Raw genomic sequence first — 18,967 nt, 5'->3', positions numbered from 1 at the left:
CCTCCTCACAGGGCGACGATGGTTGGTTGGAACAGGCGCACGTCAGTCGCGGACGTCTGCGCCTTGACGACGCCGTTCACGGACCGCGTCACCGTGAACGTCTGCGGGGAACTGGCGCCGGTGACCCCGGTGACCGTCATGCGCTCCCCGCCGACGAGGACATCGAACGGGAAGTCCGAAGGGTTCGAAGCGGTGGTGATCCACAACGGGCCGGCGGTCACGGCCACGCTCATCGAGGTGGCCGTCGACGTCATCCCCGAAGCGAGCTGCGAGCCGTCCGTGTCCGCCCGGCCGAGGACCGTGTCCTCTACGACGCCCACGGTGTACGGCGACGCGGGGGTGCAGTTGAACGTGATGTCCCACTGGTACTGGGAGATCGTCTCGCTGTAGCTCTGCACGATCACGTCGATCGCGCCTGGCGCATAGCGGCTCGATGGGTTGGTGATCTGCAACCGGGCCCCCGTGTCCAGTGCCGCCACCGCGTCGATCAGTGACGGTGCAGCCTGGAGGCTGACGTTGACCGCCGGATAGCGCGCCTCGTCGACCGTGCCGAGGTGAGCCAGCCAGCTCGCGTGCTGTACGGCCTGCCCCTCGGCAAACAGCGACAGCGACGGGGTGTCTGGGTAGCGGCCCACCCCGGCTGGGGGATCGCTGACCGACATGCGGCCCGTGGTCTGCGTGTAGCGCCCCGAGCTCCCGCCGATGCGGGTGACGGTGATGTCGTTGCGGACGTTCTGGTCGTCGTCGACCGGGTCCAGCGGCGGCTGAATGTGGCCCTTGGTGGGGTAGTTCAGCGTCGCGGTGGCACCCTGGTTGTACAGGCCGACTCGGTCCCAGTAGACGAGGGACGTCGAGTTGCGGGCCTCGCCGAGGATGCCGTGATCGGCGGCGGCGGCCTCCTGCAAAACGGTGAGCAGGGTCTGGCTGCGTTGAGCCCCGAGGGGCTCGGTGCCGGGCGCGTAGACCGAAACCGGTACGAGCTCTTCCAAACCGAGACGGGCGATGCGGGCCGAGGCGGTCTCACCGGCCCACCCCAGGATCGCGTTACCGGTGCTCTGGTACGCGGTCGCGGTGTTGGCGACGGCGACGTGCCCGAAGGAGATGCCGTCCAGGCCGCCGTCTTCGCCGATGCGGACTTGCGTCACCGAGCCGATTGTGCGGGAAGCCAGCGTCCCGGTGATCGAGGCGTTAGTGAGGCCGTCCTCGATGAAGAAGACGATGATCCTCCAGTCGATGCCCGTTCCATTGCGGGTGAGCTCGACACCGAACTGGCGGGGCTGGCCGATCAGGTCAAAGAGGGCACCGGAGTTGAGGATCTCCGTGCCTTCGACGTCGTACGCCTTCAGCGTCAGCCCACTCGGGTCGAGGAACAATGTCCAGGTCCTGGCCGTGCCGGTCGTCGTGAACGACAACAGCCGCACCGATGAAGCCACCGCGGTCGGGATGAACACGAACGTCCGCAGGAACGCCCAGTCAGTGGCCGCGTAGGGGACCACGCTGCCGCGGACGATGGCCGTCGTCGTCGTGAACGTCGGCAGCGGATCGGACGCCGACCAGCCACTGAACGTGGCCGGGTTGACGCTGCCGGAGACGACCATCGGAGACTCACCGGCGTGAGCAGAGGCGAACGAGACCGCCGCGCTGCCGTCCTCGCACGGCCAGTACGCCACGATTCCGGTACGGGCGGCGTTGCCGAACTCGCGTCGCATGGCGGACTGAAGCGGCGAGCTTCCCTGTCCCAGGCGCCGGAGGATGCCGGCCGCCTCGATCTGGATATACGCGTCCATACCGCTGGTGTCAGCTTTGACGGGCCAAGCGGGGACTTCACCGACGAAGCGGACCTTGCGATTGCTGATCGTTGTGCCGGTACCGACGGTCCATGTCTTGCCGGTGCTGTCGACGAAGCTGGCTGCGCCCGGGGTCTGGACGGTGAAGTCCGGGTTGGCGACGAGGGTTCCGCCGATGCCGTTGCGGAGCTGGAACGCATAGATGGCGCCGTTGGGCCTGGCGAAGGTGAGATCAGTTGCGTCGCCGACACGCAGCGAGCTGGTGCTGTTGAAGATGCTGGTAGTGCCGGACGTCGTGACGACCTGCTCCAACTGCGCCCACGGCCCGGCAATCGTCGGCGCGGTGTAGAACGTGACCGTGTAGCCGCCGCTCCCGTTGTTCACGTCGAGGGTCGCGCGCCAAGCCTGGCGCCCGCCGACCGGGACGACAGGCGGAATGGTGGCGCTGACCTGGACCGTGGTAATGCCGTCAGGCGACCACTCCAAGTAGGGAAACCCGTTGCGCTGTTGCAGGAACCAAGACCGTTGGTTGGTACCAGTGACGTACTTCCCGCACAGGTCCACGGCGGAGAGGACTCCCGAGGTGACCCAGTTGGACATGGTGAGGTCGATGCGGACGTCGATGTCACCCGTGATGTCCAGCGCAGCCGCATCCGGCGTGCTGGCCCCCACCCCCGGCGTCGTGCCGCCCGGCATGGCCAGGTAGGAGGACCCCGCGTTGACGGACACCCGGATCGGGGTGTTCCGGCCGATCTGCCCGTAGTACGGGCCGGTCGGATTCCTGGGGGAGTACTTGCGTGTGCGGTTGTTGAGAGTCAGGGAGCAGCGCCCGGCGTCGACTTGCCGGCTCTCGTCGGGGCGGCCGCGCGAGATGCGGATTCGGTCCCGCGTGTACACGTCGGGTGAGATGTCTGTCCACGCCCCGTTGAGGTACAGCTCGGTCGTGATGGGTAGCGCGGTCTGTGGGAACGTCATGGTCACCCCTGTCCCAGGACGAGTTGGACGTTGCCGCCGCGCACGCGCACGGCCTTGCGGAGGATCTCGACGAGGAGGTCATCGAGGGCCGACCCGCCCGACTTGATCTCCAGCTGGACGAGGGATCCGCCCCGGCCGCCACCGCCGCCGAGCATGCGCGCGGTGTCGGGGTTGGAGCGGACCCGCGACCCGGGCGCCAGGTCGACCAGCTCGGGGCCCTGCTCGCCGACCAGCGTCATCCGCGACCGCGGGCCGCCGCCGGCCGCGCCGACCACACCACCGTGCGCGAAACGGCCCGAGGCGCCGAGGAAGGAGAGCCCGTCGCTGCGGTAGTGCGTGGTCACGTACGTGTTGGCGGTGGTGCCGTCGATGTTGTTGAGCTGCGACTTCGCGCTCGCGATCTTCCGTTCGAGGTCGGCGATGTTCGCGAGCAGGGACGAGCGCTTCGACGCCGGGACGCTCGCGAGCTGCGACTTCGCGCTGTTGAGCTTGGCTTGGAGATCCTCGATGTTGCCCTTCAGGACCGCAGTCTTGTTGGGGGTGCTGAGGATCTGCCGGGCCAGCGCCTCGGCCTGCTGCCGGTTGAGACCCATCTGCATGGCGTTCGCGATGAGCTGCTGACGGCCACGCTCGTAGATCCCGTTGACCTGTGACCACGACTGCCCGGAGTCCCGCGCGGCGCCCGCTGCCGCGTCTGTCTTCGCGGCGAGGTCGTTGAGCGCTGTGGCGTTGCCGCGGGCCTTCTCGCTGTTGAGGTCGAGCTGCCCGTTGACCATCGTCAGCGAGCGGCCGTTCTCCTGCGCGGCCTTCGCTGCCGCGTCGATGGCCGCCTCGAAGCCGATCATCCCGCCCAAGCCCGCGCGGTTGACGTCGTTCAGGGCCTGGATCGCCTGCCGCAGGCCATCCGCGCTCTGCTTCTGGTTGTCGAGCTTCGCCTTGACCTGCTGCGCCTGCTCACCGAACAGACCCATGGACTGGGCGGCGAGCTGCTCCTCGAAGGCTTGATCGGCGAGGGCGCTCTTGTAGTCGTCGAGCTTGCCGCGGAGCTCCTGGATCGTGAGGCCATTCTTCTGCGCGACAGAAGCCATCTGGTCGAACGCCCCGCGGGCAAGGTCAGCGTGGCCGCCCTTGACCAGGTTCGCCAGCGCCTTATCGACGCTGTCGATGTCCTCCTTCCACTTCTTCACCGGCGTCGAGTCCATGCCGATCAGACGCGTCATGAACTGCTGCACCTGGTCGACCTCGCCCGGGCGGGCCAGGCCGCGCAACGAATCGGCGAGCCCCTGCATGTCCTTGCCGAACACGCGCACAGCCTCGCCGGTGACCTTGCCGGTGTCGCCGAGCTGCCCGATCGCCGTCGTCATCTTTTCGATGTCCGGCGGCGCTTCCTTGCCGATGTCCGACAGCTTCTTCAGGGCGACGACGAGGATCGCGATCCCGGTGACGACGATGCCCATCTTGGCGCCGGACGACAGGCCCGACCACGCAGCCGCGAGCGTGGACGTCCCGGCCGCCGCTGCGCCGGTCGCCGTCCGCATAGCGACGATCTGCGCGTTCAGCTGGGTGATCCCGCCCGCGATCGACGCGAACCCGGCAGACGCCAGCTTGACGGCCTTGAACGCAATGCTGACCTGCATGAGCGTCGTGATCAGGCTCGTGGGCACCGCAGCGACAAGGCGCGCGAACACGTTGACGATCTGCAACATGCTGACGCCGACGTCTGATCCGGCCGTGATGAGGTGAGTCAGCGCCAGTGCAAGGTTCTTCAGGGTGTCGCCGACGAGCGGCCCGTTCTCCTTCGCGTACCGCATGAACTCGCTGAGGCCGCCGCCGATGGCGCCCGTGTTCATGGTCCGGAGCAGGTGGACGATGCCGTCGTCGACTCGTCGCAGGGAGCCGTTCGCGAAGTCCGCGAACTTGCCCATGAACGTGTCGAACGACGTGGCCGAGATGCCGCCCGCCGCGAGCGTGATCATGCGGTTGAGCTCGACCGATGCGCCCTTCACGAGCGGCGTCAGCTTCGGGAAGATCGCCCCGAACACAGCCAGGCTCTTGGTGACGACCGGCATCGTGTCCCCGGCCAGCGACTCGGACCAGTCCTTGTACTGGTCCTTGAGGATGGTCAGCGCAGCCGCAGCCTCCCGCGTGGCGGGCGGGAGCTTCGACACCGAGTCGAGGTAAGCCTTCTCCGCCGTAGCCGCTTGCTTCGACGTCTTGCCGTGCTTGTCGAGGGCGGCCTCGTATTTGTCCTCCGCCTTCGCTGCATCGTTCATCGCCCCGATCTGAGGGATGACCGCCGCACCGAACGCAGCCACGGCCACACCCGCTGCGGCCGCCGTCACCACGATCGGCGCCGTCGCCGCGGCGATCGGGATGAGCGCCGGCGCCAGGCTGAGCGCCGCCGACGTCATCGACCCGAACTCTTTGTCCATGGAGTTCGCCGACCGGACGAGCGAGTTGAGGCGGGCGCTGACCTCGTCGATGCCTGCGCGGGTGTAGTCGCGGACGCGGACGATGATGGAGACGTCATCGGCCATGGGTCGTCACCTCCTCACTCGGGGTCGGTCTGGGGCGGGGTGCCGAGCTTCTCGATCTCCAACAGGCGCAGGATGGAGGCGTCTTCGGCGAGGATCTGGCTTGGGAGGCAGTGGAAGCGGTCGCAGAGGCGGAGGATGGTTTCCGCGGCGATTAGCTCGCCAGGCTTTCGGACGGGGCGTCCATCGGAATCGACGCCTCCAGGGATGGCCCGGTATCGGGCGAGCTCTGCTCCAAAGGGGCAGACACACCGCGCAGCGCATCGAGCCATGCGCTACAGATCGCGATCATTAGGTCTTTGTCCTGGCGCAGTACGCCGTCCACGGTCGCCGGGACTGGCTGGCCGTCCTCGTCTTCGAGGTTCCAGGACAGGAGCTTCTCGCCCATCGTCCTGAGCTGGTGACCGGCGTGCATGTCCTCGACGTCGCCGATGCCGTTGATGTCGAGGAACTCCTGAAGGTTCAGCTTCCGGAGGGTCACCTCCAAGCCGTGATAGTCGTGATCCGGTTCGAACGCGAGGTTGATGCGTGGGGCCTTGAACTGGAATCCCATGTCAGCCGCTCCTCAGGTCCACGTCGGGACGGTGCCGTCGGCCAGGACACCGGGCGCGGTGAACGTCAGCTCACCGGAGTCGGCGCGGGTGAGCGGGTAGTCCGTGAACAGGCACTCATTGGTCAGCGTCTTGCTGTTCACGGTGAGGGTGACTGTGCGTGTCACCGACGTGGACGGCACGGTCTTGAACACGTCGTGGCTCATGTTCGCCGCCCCGTTGAACACCCCGGAGAACGTGATCGAGAAGTCCGCGAGCAGGAGCAGCCGCTCCATCGCACTCTTGTCGATGCCCGTGATGTCCTGCACCGCTCGCGGGGTCGCGAACTGAAGGTGCGTGAAATCGTTCTTGATCGCCTGCGGGGTGCCGCTCGCGTCATCGACGCTCGCCGTGGTCCACCCGAGGCCGCTGCTCTTCGCCATGGCTGGTTATCCCTTCTCTGTCTGGTCTGCGATGCGCTGCTGGTGCTCGCCGAAGTCCTCCACCCAGTCCGCGGCGCGCGTGTGCTGCCGGGCCCGGCCGGTCGGATTGCCCCGCCAGTCGCCATCCCGCACGGCGTACAGCTCGGGGCGGGTCTGGTGCTCGGCGAAGCAGCGCTGCCCGGCCTCGAACCGGAAGACGGTGAAGCCGCCCCCGGTGCGCTGCTCGCGGAACGTGCGGCCGGCGCGGGTGCGGATGTACTCCGCCTGTGCCCGGCCGAGGTCGGTGGCCTCGTTGATGACGGACTCCCAGCCGTTGCGCCAGGCCTCGCAGCCGACCTGCTCGCAGGCGGCCTTGACGAGGACGTCCGGCGGGACGGTGATGCTGTACGTCTGGTACGCCTCGACGGCGTGCAGGGGATCAAGCCTGTACATGCTCATCAGAAGGCCACTCCCGCTACAGGGTTCTTGTTGATCACGACAGAGAAAGTGATCGAGGTGAAGCCGCCGGTCGTGACTGTCACCGCGCGCACATAGCGGCGGATCGTCGCCGCGTTGCTGGTCGCGATGCGCTGGGAGGTGGGCCCGGCGGTGACCTGCGTGAAGCCGAGCCCGGCGACGTCCGCGAAGCTGACGTTGTCCGCCGAGTCCTGGATCTTTACCGTGCAGTCCGTCCCCGTGAACGCGGTCACCTGGAGATAGGCCTGGGCGCCGAACGCGGCCGAGGCGGTGGTGTCGATGCCGGTGCCGTTCGTCGCCGCGGTGTCCGTGCGCAGCCCGGCCGTGAGCTGGTTGCCCCACTCCATCCCGTAGCCGTTGGCGACCGCGTTGACAGCGAACGTGAACTCTCCGGAGTCGGCGCGCGTGCCGTCGTAGTTGAGCTGCTTGGCGACCAGGCACGCGGCCGGCGAGCCGAGCGCGGTGCCTCGGCAGTACGTGAGGATCTGGTCCGTGGTCGGCAGCAAGGACAGTTGAGGGTGCGCCCTGGTGGGGTTGAAGAACGCTTTGTAGTCGATCGACCCGTCACGCACCAGGCCGATCCGTTCGATCGCGCTCTTGTCGATGCCGGTGACGTCCTGCACTGCCGTCGGCGCCGCGAGCTTCACGGAGTTGATGTCGCCGGACAGGTCATAGCCCGCGATGTACAGGGCGTCGCCGAGGCCGCTGGACTTGCTCATGCTGTCTGCTCCCAGAGGTCGTTGACGATGGCGGGAAGGGTGATCGTGAACACGCGGAACTCGTTGCCGCCGCTGTTGATGTATCCGGCCGTGGCTTCCAGGGCGGTGCCGTACGCGCCGAGGACGTCGATGTGGCGGAGCAGCCCGCCGAGGGTGAACTGACCGGTGTACGCGGCGAACAGCTCGTCCAGGGCGGCGACAAGCTGCGGGTCGACGAGGTCGTCCGACACGCTCAACAGCGGCGCATACAGCCGCAGGTTGAACACCAGTCGCACGCTCGTCGAGGCCAGGCCGCCAGCTGTAATCGGTTCGATGCGGTCGACCCAGACTGCGCAGGTGAGGCCGGAGCCGGGGGCGTTCTTCGGCTCGTGCTCGTTGACGCGCTCGAACCTGCCGAGCGAGGCGGCGTGGGAGACGAGGGCGTCGAGGATGGCGCCGATTGGAAGGCTCATCGCAGCAGCCCCCTCGACTGGTAGCGGTCGAGGAGTTCGCGGCTGATGCGGTTGGCGTCGCGGTCCACCAGGGCTTTGGTACGGCGGAACGTGGCGTACCCGGGGAAGCGGGTCACCGGGCTGTTGCGGGAGCCGGTGCCCTCCAGCCACGGCCCGTACACGACGCCGCCGTCCGAGACGACGTAGCCGCCCCGGCCGCGGTCGACGCTGATCCGGGACTGGTAGTAGCCCGTCGGGTGCCGCAGCACGGTGGCGAGGCGCTGGCGTACGAGATCCTCGCCGTGCCGGGCGACCGCGTACTGAAGGTCGTCGCAGTAGTCGCGGGCGGCGCGCGCGAAACGCCCGTCCTGGATCGGCCCGCTACGGCTGGCGTTGACGCTGATACGGAAGTCAGGCATCGGTCACACCGCCCTCGTTCGGGCCTTGCGGCCGTGGCTGTCCCACACCTGCTCGCGCAGCGCCACCAGCGCGGCGAGGGTGGCCTCCTTCTGGCCACCGGATCCACCGGTCACCCGCAGCCAACCGGCCTGCTCCTGGAGCACCTGGTTGAGCGCCTCGGCGATCGTGAGTTGATTGACCGGGCCGGGCGGGTCCCACCGTGCGACGGTCGCGCCGAGGGCGTGCGTCGACGCGATCGTGCCGAGTACCGCGCGCTGCACCGTCAGGGTGCGCGGCGCGTACACGTGGGCGCCCGTCGTGTGCGCGGCCAGGACCGTGCCGTCCCAACCGCGCTTGACGATCAGCTGGTTGCCCGCGATGTCGGTGATCAGCATCCGCTCGGCGTCGATGAGGACCACCTCGTCGACCGCGAACGCGGCACCGCTCGCCACAGGGACAGTCACGGCACTGACCTGATTGGTGAGGTCCGCGCCGAGCGTCTGCCCGGTGTCGAGCATCGACCGGCCCGTCACCGCCATGCGCTCCCCATCGACGCGCAGGAGACTGCCCACGCCGACCGCCGCCGAGGTGGCGGCGTCGACGTCCACGCCCGTCTCCGACGCGTCCAGCGCCTCGGTGATGGTGCCCGTGATCGTCTCGTCGTTGCGGTAGCCGAACAGCCCGGAGATCGAGATGTTCCGCTGGTGGGTGGCGCCGCCACCGAACGTCGCGTTGCTGGCGATGTCTAGTTCAAGGCGGTTGAACGGCGGCCCGTACTCGTTGGGTTCGAGGTTGTAGTCGAGGGCCGGGATCACGACGCCGGCCGCCGATACGGCAGTCACGGAGATCAGTTCGTTGGCGTCGAGCCACAGGCGCCAGGCACGGGCGTACTGCTGGTTGGGCCAGTCCCACAGGCGAGTGGCGATCTCAGGGTAGAAGCGGCGGTGACACAGCCCCTCAACCGACCGGGAGGCGGCTTCGAGGGCGCGGTCGACTGCACGGTTTGCGCGTGCCGTCTCTTTGAAGTCCAGCGCGGACTTCACGTCCTCGCGGGTCGCGTACCAGATGCCCATCGGTGCCTCCTCTCAGCTGTCGGTGCGGGTCAGGGTGGGTGGTCAGGGGCGGCCGTACAGCGAGAACGACACCCCGGTGAAGCTGGGGGAGCCGGTGCCTCCGAGCGTCCAGCGGATGCGTGCTGTGTCGGTGAGCTGGTAGCCGCCGGAGAGGTTGCCGTAGGTGAAACCGGACGAACCGATCGCCGACCCGGAGATGCCAGCGGGGTTGGAGACGAGGACCCAGTTCCCGAGGGCGTCCGCCACGTCGATCAGCACGGTGAGCGTCGGGTTCGTGCCGGTCGGGGCGTTCGCTACGTTCACGACGAGAAGCCCGTTCGAGATGCGGGAGATGTCGATCGCTCCGGCCCGGCCGGTCACGGCGTTCACGACGCTCGCCGTGACGTGGTCGGTGTTGCTGTTCAGGGTCAGACCGCTGGCCCTGAACAGCTCGTTCGACCGGTAGGCGGTCACTTCGAGTCCTCGTCGTCAGACTCCGACGTGTCCTCCGTCTGGTCGCCATCCGTCGAAGCGGCAGAAGAGGCGTCCGTCCGGGCCTTCTTGGAGCGGCTCGCCGTCTTGCGGACAGGCAAGGGGGCCGCGGGCTCGCTCGTCTTCGGCGAGCTGCTGGCCTTCTCGGACGATGTCGAGGAGCTGCTGCCAGGAGATGACTCCTCGCCTCCCTCCGCACTGGTCGGGGTGTCGACGGTAGGTCCGCCGTGAACGGTGATCTTCGGCATGTCATGGTCCTCGGTGAGCTCAGGCATGGGCAGGAGGCAAGAGGCGCACAACGGCGCCGGCCGCTCCAATACGCCCGGGGCCGCGGCGCGGAGCATGAGCCTGCGCTCCACACCGCGGGCCGGGCAGTACTCGGTCCGGCAGACGACCGTGACCGACGGCACCGCAGCGCCCGCCCCCTGCTGCGCAGTTGAGCCGCAGTTCGGGCATGCTCCTACGTCGTCGGGGTAGCGGGCGGTGCACGGGTCGCAGGTCACGAGTGTCATGTCAGGCCGCCGTCACGGTGGCGCCGTCGTCGAGCGGCACGTAGGTGAGCGTCCACTGGATCGCGCCGGTCGCGTCGGCCGCGCTGATGTTCACGCCGATCGTTCCGGCCGCGACGATGACGGGCGCTGTCTGCCCGGTGACGCCGCCGGATCCGGATCCGGACACGCCGAGGGCGCTGCCGGTCGGGCCGGGGATGCTGTACAGGGTGCCGACCTCGTCCGCCGTGATCGCGGTCGCGGTGCACAGGTCGTTCGCGCTGCCCACGGTGGGCGTCGCCACCAGCTTGGCGCTCGGCGTGGTACCGCCGATGACGGTGGTGACCTTGCCGACGAGGCCGGTCACCAGGACCCGCCCGCCCGCCACCGTGAAGATCGTGCCGGTGGCGTTCTGCGGCACGGTCTTCGCGGCGCCAGCCACGGCCGTGCCGAGGAGCAGTCGGCGCAGCTGCGCGCCAGGGATTCCGGACGCCATGATCAGACCCCCATCGCGGGCAGGTTCGCGGGGGTGCGCTGCGTGGTCAGATCGCGGGTGAGGGCGTTGACCGTACCGGCGCCCGTGCTGGTGAGCTTGACGTACCGGTAGCCGTCGGACAGCGACGTCCCCTCCACCTCCACCACCATGGCGTTCTGCGTGGCGGCTGCGGCGGTGACGACGGTTGCGGCCGCGGCCTGCGTGCGGCGTGTCCATGCGTCGGTGCCGTTGCCGGTGTTGGTGTGGTACTCGGTGATGCACGCGAGGTTCTGCGCGCCGGTACCGGACGCGTCCTTGGCTTCCTGGAGGGTGTAGGTGTCGCCAGCGGCGCCACCGAGGTAGCAGGAGAACGCGACGCCGGATGCCTGCCTGAGGCTGATCCATACGCCGTCAGCGGCAGGAGTCGAGTTGAGCGTCCTGCCGAGTGCCTTCTGTCCCATGGAGGTTGGTCCTTTCGTCTGCGGGGCCTGCCGGGGCGACGCTGCCGGCCCGGGTGGTGGCAGGCGGCGGGGGGTGAGTGCCGCCGCCTGCCGGTCTGGTTACGGACGTGCGGCGAGCTCGACGAACGGGGACAGCGTTGAGCCGCCGTTCTGCGGGGTGATGGCGCTCTTGATCCAGGGCTGGCCGTCGACGCGCTCGATGATCCGGAACGCGGTCTGGTCGTTGGCGAACCTGTATTCGGTCGAGGTGGCGGCAGTCATCTGCTGCCGGTCACCGATGAGGTAGTACGAAAGGTCGACAAACGCGATGTCGCCCTGTGCACCGAGAACCTTGGCCTTCTCGGTGATGATCAGCGGGCGGCCGAAGATGGTGAGCGGGGCCGGACCCGCCGCGTTCGCGACCATGATTGCGGAACCGCCGGTGCCCACGGACAGAGCCATCGTCATGAGCTGCGGGAACACATCCGGCGAGCACACCCACACGGCCTGCGACAGCGACGCCGGGAGCATCCGGCTGTACATCTTGACGATGTTCTCGTACAGCACCGTCGCCGAGCCCTGCCCGGACTCGGCGGCCACCGCCACCGATGCCGGGTTGCCGAGGTAGCCGAGCGGCTCACCGGTACCCGAGCCGGACGTGAACGCGACGTCCTCGTACCAGGCCAGGGCGCGCGGCCACAGGGACTCGATGAGCGCCGCGAACGAGATGATCGAGTCGGTGAGCAACTCGTTCGGGACCATCGAGAACCCTGTGAGCTTCTTCGCGTCGAGCAGCACCTTGCCGAACTTGCCTGCGGCGTCGGTGAGCGCCGCGCCTTCCTCGCCCCAGTAGCCGATCATGCCGCCGAACACGGACGACGCGTTCGACGTGACGTCGATCGTGGGGAACGGCACCCGGGCTGTTTCCATCGGAACGACCGTGGCGTGCGAGCGGACGACCGACATCTCCAGCGCGATCTGAAGAAGCTGCGACCGCAGCGTCTCCGGCACCAGGAACCCGCCGTCCGCCGGGACCACGGAGCTGTAGGAGTTGCGCAGGCGCTGCATCTTCGCGCCGGCCTCGGGGTCTGGGTTGAGGTGCCAGGCCGAGGCGAAGAAGTCCGCAGCGTTCGTGAACTCGCCGTCGAGCTTGGCACCGATGGCCTGCGGGTTGTGGGCGGTGCCCTGCCGGTGGCTCGTGAGCATGTTCGCGGCGCGGGCCTGCGGGTCGAGGTTGAGGCGCTTGATGGCGTCGGTCTCCTTGGCAGAGACCTCCTTCTCCTTCAGCGTCTGCGCGAGGACACGCTGCGTCTCCTCGGCGACCATGCGACGCAGCTCGGTGCCGTCGCCCTGCTGCTGCTCGCCGTACGCGACGATGAAGTCCTTCAGCGTGCTGGTGTCCTTGAGGATTTCCGTGCGCTGCTTGGGGTCGTGGAGCATCTCCTCCAGCTCGTCCGATGTGCGCGGGACGGTCGGTGTGGTGGGCACGTCTCTGCCTCCTTCAGGCATTCGTCGTCGCGCTGGACGGCGTGAGGGTGGGGTCGATGAGGTGGGCGATCGACGCAGACCAACCGAGGGTCGCGTCGGGGGAGTTGAGGTGGGCGATGGCAGCAGCCCAGTCGTTGGCCGGCTCGTCTGTGGGGGCCTCGACGATGGTCGTGTTCGCCACGGCGACGGGCTGCTCCACCGGCTCCGGCTCGGCCGCGGGGGCGGTGGGCGCAGGCGCCGGTGCAGCTGCCGCCAGTACGGCGCGAGCAACTGCGGCTACGTCCTCGTCGGAGACCGCAGAGGCCTCGGCGTTCAACTCGATGGCCGCCACGGCAGCGGGAGCAGGGGCCTGCTCGCGGCCGGCGTGCCGGAACACGGACAGGTCCCACCGGGCGGTCATCGGCTCATCCAGGTCGGGCGTCGGCGGAACCACCGGGGCCGGGCCGGGCGTGCGGGTGGGCTGGCCTACCGCGTCGGCGAGCCCGGCCTCGACGGCCTCGGCCGCCAGGTACCAGGTCTCTGCCTGCATCAGGGCGCGCCACTCGGCGCGGGTGCCGCCTGCCTTCGCGGCGTACACGTCGGCCAGATTGTCGGACTGCTGCTCCAAGAGCTGTGCCATCTGCGCCATGTCGGCGGCGTCGCCCATGCAGAACCCGGACGCGTCGTGGATCATGAGCTGGGAGTTCGGCATCATGACGAGCCGGTCACCGGCGAGCGCGATCACTGAGGCGATGGATGCGGCGATGCCGTCGACCTGTGTGGTGACCGTCGCCGGGTGCGAGCGGAGCGCGTTGGCGATGGCGATGCCCTCGAACACCGACCCACCGGGCGAGTTGATCCGGACGGTCAGGTTCGGTGCGGTGATCGCGGCGAGCTCCTCGACGAACTCGTCCGCGTACCAGCCGAGCCACCCGCCGATCTCGTCGTAGATCAGCAGCTCGGCCGTCTCCGCCGTCGCGTTGCGGATCTCGTACCAGCGCCGCTCAGCCGGGCGCGCCAGGGCTTGGACGCGCAGCCGGTCCGGCCGCGTCACGGCCTCGATGAACGGGGGCTTGGGCATCAGCAGCCACCTCCGGGCTGTGACAGGGCGACAGTCGCAGTCGCACGGACGGGCATGCTGAACAGGCGGTGGGCGCTCATGAGTTGCTCTCCCGCCGCTTGACGACCTTGCAGCGGCACGCGTTGCCGTACTCGGCGCCCACGCAGTGCACGTAGCCGGAGCCGCCCGGGTAGTCCTCGTACGCGTCCTCGCGGTTGCGGTAGAGCTGGCCGTCGTTGTCGCGGCACGGGCCGCACGTGTCGGCATCGTCGTGCGCGACCGCCACCCACCGCATCGCGGCCTCGATGTCCGTGCCGAGCATCAATGCGGCCGGCGCCGCCGGGGTGCGGGGAGCGGGCACCAGGGCGGCCGCGTTCTCCGGCACGTCGAACCCCAGCATGGGCAAGATCATTGGGGCCAGGGACGGGGCGCCTGTGACCAGCCGGATCAGGAGTTCCTTGTCGGGGTTCGAGTCGGGCTGGCCGAACGGCATGTCGGGCAGGCCCACCGCACTGAGCGCGGCAGGCCCGTACGCCCCTGCCTCGACCAGCGCCTTGACGGCGTTCGTGCGGGCGGTCAGCTCGGCGGCGTCGGCCTCGCGGTCGGCGGGGACGGGGTTGTCGTAGTCGAACTCCAGGCCCTTGCTGGTCGCCCCGAACATGGGGAGTAGCCGGGTGTTGAGGATCTCGCGGGTGCGGTTGAGGCGGGGGCGCAGGAGCCAGCGCGCGAAAACGGCGTCGGCGGCTTCGGCGTTGGCCCGGTTGACGTCGTCGACGGCGCCGAGGATGGGCTTCGGGAACCCGAACGCCTCGCGGATGATCTCGCGGTTGACGCTGCGCATCTCGGCGAACTGCATGTCGACCATGGAGTATTTGCGGTCGACCCACTTGAGGCCGTTCTCCAGGACGGCGACCCTGTGGGCATTGGACACGCCGCGGTGCTGCTCGGCCCACCGCTCACGGAACGCGTCGAACTCGGTGTCGTCGAGGCGCCGGTCGACCTCGACGATCCCGCCGGGCTCCGCGCTGTTGAGGAAGAACGACCGGTTCCACTCCGCGCTCGCCCTAGTGGCGTCGAGGTCGACGAGGATCGTCTGCACCGCGCCCATGCCCCGGTACGGATCCAAGGGATTGGGACGGCGCTGGAACAGCACGTCGTCGACACCGAGCGGGATGCGCTCCCCGGACGGGCCGCGGTAGAGGTAGCCGACGAGGAAGTCCTGCGGGTCGGGTATCGGCTCCATGCGGTCCGGACGGACCGGCCACAGCTCAAGCGGGATGTTGAACCGCGGGTCGCGGGCCGTCACCCACCACTGCTCTCCGGTCAACTCCTCATGCTGCTGCGTTGCTTCGAGGAACGCCGGCCCCGTCATGAAGGGGTTCGGCTGGCGCCACAGGTCGAGGGCTGCGTGAGAGGTGACCTCGATGCGGTCCTCGGCGCGGCCGGACGGTGCGGAGCGGTAGAGGCGCCACGTCACCTCGGAGTAGCCGGTGATGATCCGGTCGACGATCGCGAAGAGTGTGGCGTTGCCGCCCATGGCGCGCATCTGCGCTTCCTGGCCGGCGGGGCGCAGGAGGCCGGAGCCGAGTCCGGCGCGGCCGGTGGAGGGGGCGTAGGGGACGGGGGTGCGGTTGAGGAAGGTGCCTGCGGCGTTGGCGAGGGAGCCGAAGAGGGTCTTGCCCACCGCGTCCCTCCGCCCTTGTCAGTCGCGGTCGACCCACCACTGAAGGGTGAGGAGCGCGATTCCCCCGGTGATCAAACCGACCCCGGAACCGAAGATGTCCCAGAATCCAGCCGTGATCGCCGTAAATCCTCCTGTCAATGTAGCTGTTGGCCGCAAATTTTTCAGCAAAGAGGGGTTGACTCTTTTCATCCCACCCACCTCATCTGAGGACGCCCCACCAGATCGCAGCCCGCGACCGCGTACCGCATGGCGTCCATACCGTGATCGTTCTCCTTCACCGGCGCCTCCTTCAGCCCACCCGCATTACCGGGCTTCACCGCCCACACGTAGCCGGTGATCTCCTCCTCGGTGCACGTCGGGAGCGACGCCGCCTCCAATGCCCGGTCGACCTTGACCAGCGCGCCGCGCATCACGAACAGCCGCGCCCGGCCGTCGGCGAGCACCTTCATCCGAGAATTCACCGCCTGGATTCCGTCGCTCACGGACTTCTTGGCGGGCACGGTCGACAGGCCGAGGTGGCGCTCCAGAGTGGCCCGGTCCTCGGCGTCGTGGTCGGCGTAGATCGCGCGTGGCTTCGGCTCGGTCCACTCCAGGGCGCACGCCTCGCAGGCGTGGCAGTCGTGCGCGGTGGCCGTCGAGCCGCAGCACTCGGCGCAGCGGCGGACGAGGCGGAGGATGTGAGCCGCGTGGTCCTCGACGAGGGTCTTGGTGCGGTAGATCTCCCGGTACAAGTACAGACGTCCGTCCGGATCTTCGGCCCACCACTGCGCCACGAAAGGGTTCGTGAACCCGAAGTCGATGCTCATCCACCGCGTCCACTCGGCAGGGATGGGCCGCGGGTCGATGAGGTGGACGGCGTCGTCCCACCCCTCGTAGATCAGGCCCTCGGCTGCCGCCCACGTTCCGTCCCGCAGCCGCGACTTGCGCACGCCGGTGAGGCCGTCGAGCTTGGCGAAGTAGTCCCGGCCGGCCCGCGTGTGGCTGCCGTCGGCGTTCATGTACGCCGGGTTGTCCTTGTGCCGCGATACCAGCATCCGGGCTTGGCCCCGGTCGCAGCGTTGCTTCAGCCAGTGCGTGGGGTGCGCGGGGTTGCATGCCGCGATCTGCTGCTGCCACGACAGCATGCCATTGCGCAGGCGAGTGGCGATGGTCTCCCAGTCCGTCTCGGTGAACTCGGTCGCCTCGTCGCAGAACACCAAGTCGTAGTCCGCCGACAAGATCTTGTCGGGCTTGTCCATGCCCCCGACCACGATCACGGACCCGTTCGAGTACCGGTAGCAAGCAGCCTCGCGCGTCGACCCGCCGAACCAGGACACGACGCCAGCGCTCAGCGCGGCTTTCGCCACCTTCTTCTCGTACGTCACCAGAGTGGTGGAGCCGAGCGATACCGCCGTCTTGCGGACGATCATGCATCGGATGCCCGGGTTGTGGAGCGCAGCGAGGTGCACGCGGAACAGGGCGGCCAGGCTCTTGCCGGTGCCGGCCGGTCCGGCGATGACGACCTCGGACTCCCGCGCCTTGAACAGCTGGACGGCGGCGCCACGGGGTTCGTAGCGGACGACGGTGGGGGCGTCGGTGGCGGTGGTCATGTGAGGTCGGCGGGGTCGATGCCGACGATCTCGTAGCGGACGCCGCCGGACAGGTTGATCTTCTTCTCGGCGTCGAGGCCATGCAGCTTGCGGTACGACTCGCGGATCTTCAGGGCGACTTGGAGGGCCTGGAGCTTGGGCCCGTCGTCCGGGATCGGAACCTCGCGGCCGGTGTCGACGTCGAGCATCGTGACCACGCGGCCTTGCTGCACTGTGATGTGGTGCCGGTCGAGGATCTCCAGGGCGCGGGCGTACAGCTCGTCGAGCTCGGCGGACTCCGTCTCGACGAGCTTGGTGACGGGCTCGATCGCTGCGTCACGGCGGGCGCGTCGTACGCCACGCCAGGCGCCGCCCTTGTCGGCGTAGCCGAGGGCGGTGGCGATGTGCTCGAACGTCTTGCCCTGCGACCGGAGGGCGGCGGCTTGGGCGTCGCGGCGCGCGGTGTCGTCGGTGCGGACGAACTGACCGTTCCCTTCAGAGCGGGTCGGCTGCTTGCCCGGCTCGCCCTGTGATGGATTGTTGACGGTCGTCATGATTTGATGTTAGCGGCGAGGTGCTCCGGAGAGGGCCCGTCCCGGGTGCGGATCCTGGGACGGGCCCTTCGGTGTGTCAGACGGTGAGCTGCGAGGCAGGCAGTGCCGCCAGCAGCGGCAGCGCGAACGCGTACGGCTCGTCCGCCGGTACCCAGTCGGTGAAGGCCTGTGCCGTGCCGACACCGGGCAGGTCGACGGTGATGGTGATCTCGATCGCGGGGAACGTGCCCTCACTGAAAGGGAGTTCCACCAGGCGGCCGGTCACGGTGCCGCCGACGCGGGCGTACAGGTGGTCGAGTTCGCGGACGGACCAGAGGCCGAGGCGGGTCTCGGTCTCCCCGGCGGCGGTGTCGATGGCGGGGTTGCCCTTGAGTCCGAGGGCGGTGCGTACGCGGGCGGCGAGGTCGGTGTCCATGGCGTGGTCCCTTCGAGGGTCAGGCGGCGAGGAGCATGCGGGCGGCGAGCTGGTGGTAGCAGCCCCCGCCCTTGCGCCCGGCGGCGCAGGTGCAGCCGGTCGGGGCGCTGCGGTAGGTCTCGGTGCCGTCGGTGGAGATCGCGAGGAAGACGACGGAGCGGAGGGGGATGATCGCGCCGTCCTCGATGAGCTCGCGGGCCGAGGCGATCTGGTGGGCCTTGTAGTCGGCGAGGTCGACGGCGGCGTTGCGGATCTTGCGGGCGCAGGTGGGGCCGTAGCCGGTGGCCTGGCTCTTGGTGCTGGTGAGGTGGCGGCCGCAGCGGAGGCAGTTGGTGTGGGTGGTGGCGTTCATCAGATCCCCCTCGGTGCGGCTTCCTTGTAGCTACAAAGTTACGCCGCTTGTAGCTACAAGGCAAGGGGGTTGGTCGAGAAACTTGTAGCTACGAATCCAGGGCGGTACCGTTCCCCCCATGACCGACGACCAGGAGTACGACAAGCCCCGCCAGATGCGCATCCCCGACAGCGAATGGGGCCCGTTCGAGGACGCGACCAAGGCGCAGCATCCGACCGGCCGCAGCCCCCGCGCCGCCGTCGTACGCGAGTTCATCCGCTGGTACCTGCGCCGCCCCGGCGCCAAGCTCCCCGAGCGGCCGGCCGCCGGGCCTTGGTCAGAAGCCGACTGAGTCTCGTCGAACCCCTCCCGCATCCGGCCCCGCACGCGTCACAATCGCGCGCATGTCCGACGCGCCTGGCCGAAGATGGCCCCTCAAGAGATCCACAACGATCGTCCTCGCCTGCCTGCTCCTCATCCTCTGGACTGCCGTGGCTGGCCAATGGGCTGACAAGGGGTGCCGGTTCGTCCCCGACTCGTACGCCCTCGTCATCGGCCACGGCACCCCGGACCGCACCGAGGGCTGCGAGTCGGAGCCCGGCGGGCCGCAGTACACCGACAACTACCAGGGCTGACACAGCGAGACCCCGCCGGGCAGGGAAGCCGC

The 18,967-nt window shown here is 68.7% G+C and carries 22 protein-coding genes; 2 read left to right on the top strand and 20 right to left on the bottom strand.

All coding sequences use genetic code 11. From position 1 onward, the window contains the following. Positions 1–5 precede the first annotated feature (5 nt). From IE206_RS19010 to IE206_RS18915, 20 genes are all read right to left on the bottom strand, one after another. Positions 6–2,762 (bottom strand): hypothetical protein, encoded by a 2,757-nt coding sequence (locus IE206_RS19010; protein ID WP_189963446.1) that lies wholly within the window; start codon positions 2,760–2,762, stop codon positions 6–8. Between the two features lie 2 nt (positions 2,763–2,764). Continuing rightward, positions 2,765–5,299 carry a hypothetical protein gene (locus IE206_RS19005; RefSeq protein ID WP_189963445.1) on the bottom strand — a complete coding sequence of 845 codons (2,535 nt, stop codon included), beginning with the start codon at positions 5,297–5,299 and terminating at the stop codon, positions 2,765–2,767. A gap of 151 nt (positions 5,300–5,450) precedes the next feature. Then, positions 5,451–5,849 carry a hypothetical protein gene (locus tag IE206_RS19000; protein ID WP_189963443.1) on the bottom strand — a complete coding sequence of 133 codons (399 nt, stop codon included), beginning with the start codon at positions 5,847–5,849 and terminating at the stop codon, positions 5,451–5,453. A 12-nt stretch (positions 5,850–5,861) separates the two neighbouring features. Then, positions 5,862–6,269, bottom strand: coding sequence for a hypothetical protein (locus tag IE206_RS18995; protein WP_226599727.1), 408 nt, complete (start codon positions 6,267–6,269; stop codon positions 5,862–5,864). A 6-nt stretch (positions 6,270–6,275) separates the two neighbouring features. Then, positions 6,276–6,707, bottom strand: a complete 432-nt coding sequence (locus IE206_RS18990) for a hypothetical protein (RefSeq protein ID WP_189963441.1) — start codon at positions 6,705–6,707, stop codon at positions 6,276–6,278. Beyond that, the gene (locus IE206_RS18985) at positions 6,707–7,444 is read right to left on the bottom strand and encodes a hypothetical protein (RefSeq protein ID WP_189963439.1); all 738 of its coding nucleotides are present in this window, start codon (positions 7,442–7,444) and stop codon (positions 6,707–6,709) included. Before IE206_RS18985 ends, IE206_RS18990 begins: the two co-directional genes overlap by 1 nt. Beyond that, complete coding sequence (locus tag IE206_RS18980; protein WP_189963437.1) at positions 7,441–7,896, bottom strand: hypothetical protein; 456 nt, start codon at positions 7,894–7,896, stop codon at positions 7,441–7,443. Before IE206_RS18980 ends, IE206_RS18985 begins: the two co-directional genes overlap by 4 nt. Continuing rightward, complete coding sequence (locus tag IE206_RS18975) at positions 7,893–8,294, bottom strand: hypothetical protein (protein ID WP_189963435.1); 402 nt, start codon at positions 8,292–8,294, stop codon at positions 7,893–7,895. Before IE206_RS18975 ends, IE206_RS18980 begins: the two co-directional genes overlap by 4 nt. A 3-nt stretch (positions 8,295–8,297) precedes the next feature. Further along, positions 8,298–9,347, bottom strand: coding sequence for a hypothetical protein (locus IE206_RS18970; protein ID WP_189963433.1), 1,050 nt, complete (start codon positions 9,345–9,347; stop codon positions 8,298–8,300). Positions 9,348–9,389: 42 nt separating this feature from the next. Beyond that, positions 9,390–9,800, bottom strand: a complete 411-nt coding sequence (locus IE206_RS18965; RefSeq protein WP_189963431.1) for a hypothetical protein — start codon at positions 9,798–9,800, stop codon at positions 9,390–9,392. Next, the gene (locus IE206_RS18960) at positions 9,797–10,330 is read right to left on the bottom strand and encodes a hypothetical protein (RefSeq protein ID WP_189963429.1); all 534 of its coding nucleotides are present in this window, start codon (positions 10,328–10,330) and stop codon (positions 9,797–9,799) included. The genes IE206_RS18965 and IE206_RS18960 overlap by 4 nt, the downstream gene beginning before the upstream one ends. Before the next feature lies 1 nt (position 10,331). Continuing rightward, on the bottom strand, positions 10,332–10,802 hold the full coding sequence (locus IE206_RS18955) for a hypothetical protein (protein WP_189963428.1): 471 nt from the start codon (positions 10,800–10,802) through the stop codon (positions 10,332–10,334). Between the two features lie 2 nt (positions 10,803–10,804). Beyond that, positions 10,805–11,242 carry a hypothetical protein gene (locus IE206_RS18950; protein ID WP_189963425.1) on the bottom strand — a complete coding sequence of 146 codons (438 nt, stop codon included), beginning with the start codon at positions 11,240–11,242 and terminating at the stop codon, positions 10,805–10,807. A gap of 99 nt (positions 11,243–11,341) precedes the next feature. Further along, positions 11,342–12,709, bottom strand: a complete 1,368-nt coding sequence (locus IE206_RS18945) for a phage major capsid protein (RefSeq protein WP_189963423.1) — start codon at positions 12,707–12,709, stop codon at positions 11,342–11,344. Positions 12,710–12,722: 13 nt separating this feature from the next. Then, positions 12,723–13,769 carry a head maturation protease, ClpP-related gene (locus IE206_RS18940; protein ID WP_189963421.1) on the bottom strand — a complete coding sequence of 349 codons (1,047 nt, stop codon included), beginning with the start codon at positions 13,767–13,769 and terminating at the stop codon, positions 12,723–12,725. 76 nt (positions 13,770–13,845) lie between these two features. Continuing rightward, on the bottom strand, positions 13,846–15,432 hold the full coding sequence (locus IE206_RS18935; protein WP_189963419.1) for a phage portal protein: 1,587 nt from the start codon (positions 15,430–15,432) through the stop codon (positions 13,846–13,848). Positions 15,433–15,617: 185 nt separating this feature from the next. After that, positions 15,618–17,021 (bottom strand): phage terminase large subunit, encoded by a 1,404-nt coding sequence (locus IE206_RS18930; protein WP_189963417.1) that lies wholly within the window; start codon positions 17,019–17,021, stop codon positions 15,618–15,620. Further along, on the bottom strand, positions 17,018–17,554 hold the full coding sequence (locus tag IE206_RS18925; RefSeq protein ID WP_189963415.1) for a hypothetical protein: 537 nt from the start codon (positions 17,552–17,554) through the stop codon (positions 17,018–17,020). Before IE206_RS18925 ends, IE206_RS18930 begins: the two co-directional genes overlap by 4 nt. A 76-nt stretch (positions 17,555–17,630) precedes the next feature. Continuing rightward, positions 17,631–17,969 carry a hypothetical protein gene (locus IE206_RS18920; RefSeq protein ID WP_189963414.1) on the bottom strand — a complete coding sequence of 113 codons (339 nt, stop codon included), beginning with the start codon at positions 17,967–17,969 and terminating at the stop codon, positions 17,631–17,633. 19 nt (positions 17,970–17,988) lie between these two features. After that, entirely contained in the window at positions 17,989–18,321 is a 333-nt protein-coding gene (locus tag IE206_RS18915; RefSeq protein WP_189963411.1) for a DUF6011 domain-containing protein, read from the bottom strand. Between the two features lie 118 nt (positions 18,322–18,439). Between IE206_RS18915 and IE206_RS18910 the strand changes: the two genes are divergently transcribed. Further along, the gene (locus IE206_RS18910; protein WP_189963409.1) at positions 18,440–18,652 is read left to right on the top strand and encodes a hypothetical protein; all 213 of its coding nucleotides are present in this window, start codon (positions 18,440–18,442) and stop codon (positions 18,650–18,652) included. A gap of 52 nt (positions 18,653–18,704) precedes the next feature. Next, entirely contained in the window at positions 18,705–18,935 is a 231-nt protein-coding gene (locus tag IE206_RS18905; RefSeq protein ID WP_189963407.1) for a hypothetical protein, read from the top strand. Positions 18,936–18,967: the final 32 nt, after the last annotated feature.

The sequence above is a fragment of the Streptomyces violascens genome (genome assembly GCF_014649955.1).
Taxonomy (GTDB): Bacteria; Actinomycetota; Actinomycetes; order Streptomycetales; family Streptomycetaceae; genus Streptomyces; species Streptomyces violascens.
This window is presented reverse-complemented; position numbering and strand designations above follow the sequence as displayed.

Coding starts and splice junctions, on each gene's coding strand:
- IE206_RS18970 (WP_189963433.1), bottom strand. CDS start 9,347: ATGGGCATCTGGTACGCGACCCGCGAGGACGTGAAGTCCGCGCTGGAC.
- IE206_RS18980 (WP_189963437.1), bottom strand. CDS start 7,896: ATGAGCCTTCCAATCGGCGCCATCCTCGACGCCCTCGTCTCCCACGCC.
- IE206_RS18985 (WP_189963439.1), bottom strand. CDS start 7,444: ATGAGCAAGTCCAGCGGCCTCGGCGACGCCCTGTACATCGCGGGCTAT.
- IE206_RS18905 (WP_189963407.1), top strand. CDS start 18,705: ATGTCCGACGCGCCTGGCCGAAGATGGCCCCTCAAGAGATCCACAACG.
- IE206_RS18960 (WP_189963429.1), bottom strand. CDS start 10,330: ATGACACTCGTGACCTGCGACCCGTGCACCGCCCGCTACCCCGACGAC.
- IE206_RS18975 (WP_189963435.1), bottom strand. CDS start 8,294: ATGCCTGACTTCCGTATCAGCGTCAACGCCAGCCGTAGCGGGCCGATC.
- IE206_RS18925 (WP_189963415.1), bottom strand. CDS start 17,554: ATGACGACCGTCAACAATCCATCACAGGGCGAGCCGGGCAAGCAGCCG.
- IE206_RS18920 (WP_189963414.1), bottom strand. CDS start 17,969: ATGGACACCGACCTCGCCGCCCGCGTACGCACCGCCCTCGGACTCAAG.
- IE206_RS18990 (WP_189963441.1), bottom strand. CDS start 6,707: ATGAGCATGTACAGGCTTGATCCCCTGCACGCCGTCGAGGCGTACCAG.
- IE206_RS18995 (WP_226599727.1), bottom strand. CDS start 6,269: ATGGCGAAGAGCAGCGGCCTCGGGTGGACCACGGCGAGCGTCGATGAC.
- IE206_RS19000 (WP_189963443.1), bottom strand. CDS start 5,849: ATGGGATTCCAGTTCAAGGCCCCACGCATCAACCTCGCGTTCGAACCG.
- IE206_RS19010 (WP_189963446.1), bottom strand. CDS start 2,762: ATGACGTTCCCACAGACCGCGCTACCCATCACGACCGAGCTGTACCTC.
- IE206_RS18910 (WP_189963409.1), top strand. CDS start 18,440: ATGACCGACGACCAGGAGTACGACAAGCCCCGCCAGATGCGCATCCCC.
- IE206_RS18915 (WP_189963411.1), bottom strand. CDS start 18,321: ATGAACGCCACCACCCACACCAACTGCCTCCGCTGCGGCCGCCACCTC.
- IE206_RS18950 (WP_189963425.1), bottom strand. CDS start 11,242: ATGGGACAGAAGGCACTCGGCAGGACGCTCAACTCGACTCCTGCCGCT.
- IE206_RS18930 (WP_189963417.1), bottom strand. CDS start 17,021: ATGACCACCGCCACCGACGCCCCCACCGTCGTCCGCTACGAACCCCGT.
- IE206_RS18955 (WP_189963428.1), bottom strand. CDS start 10,802: ATGGCGTCCGGAATCCCTGGCGCGCAGCTGCGCCGACTGCTCCTCGGC.
- IE206_RS19005 (WP_189963445.1), bottom strand. CDS start 5,299: ATGGCCGATGACGTCTCCATCATCGTCCGCGTCCGCGACTACACCCGC.
- IE206_RS18940 (WP_189963421.1), bottom strand. CDS start 13,769: ATGCCCAAGCCCCCGTTCATCGAGGCCGTGACGCGGCCGGACCGGCTG.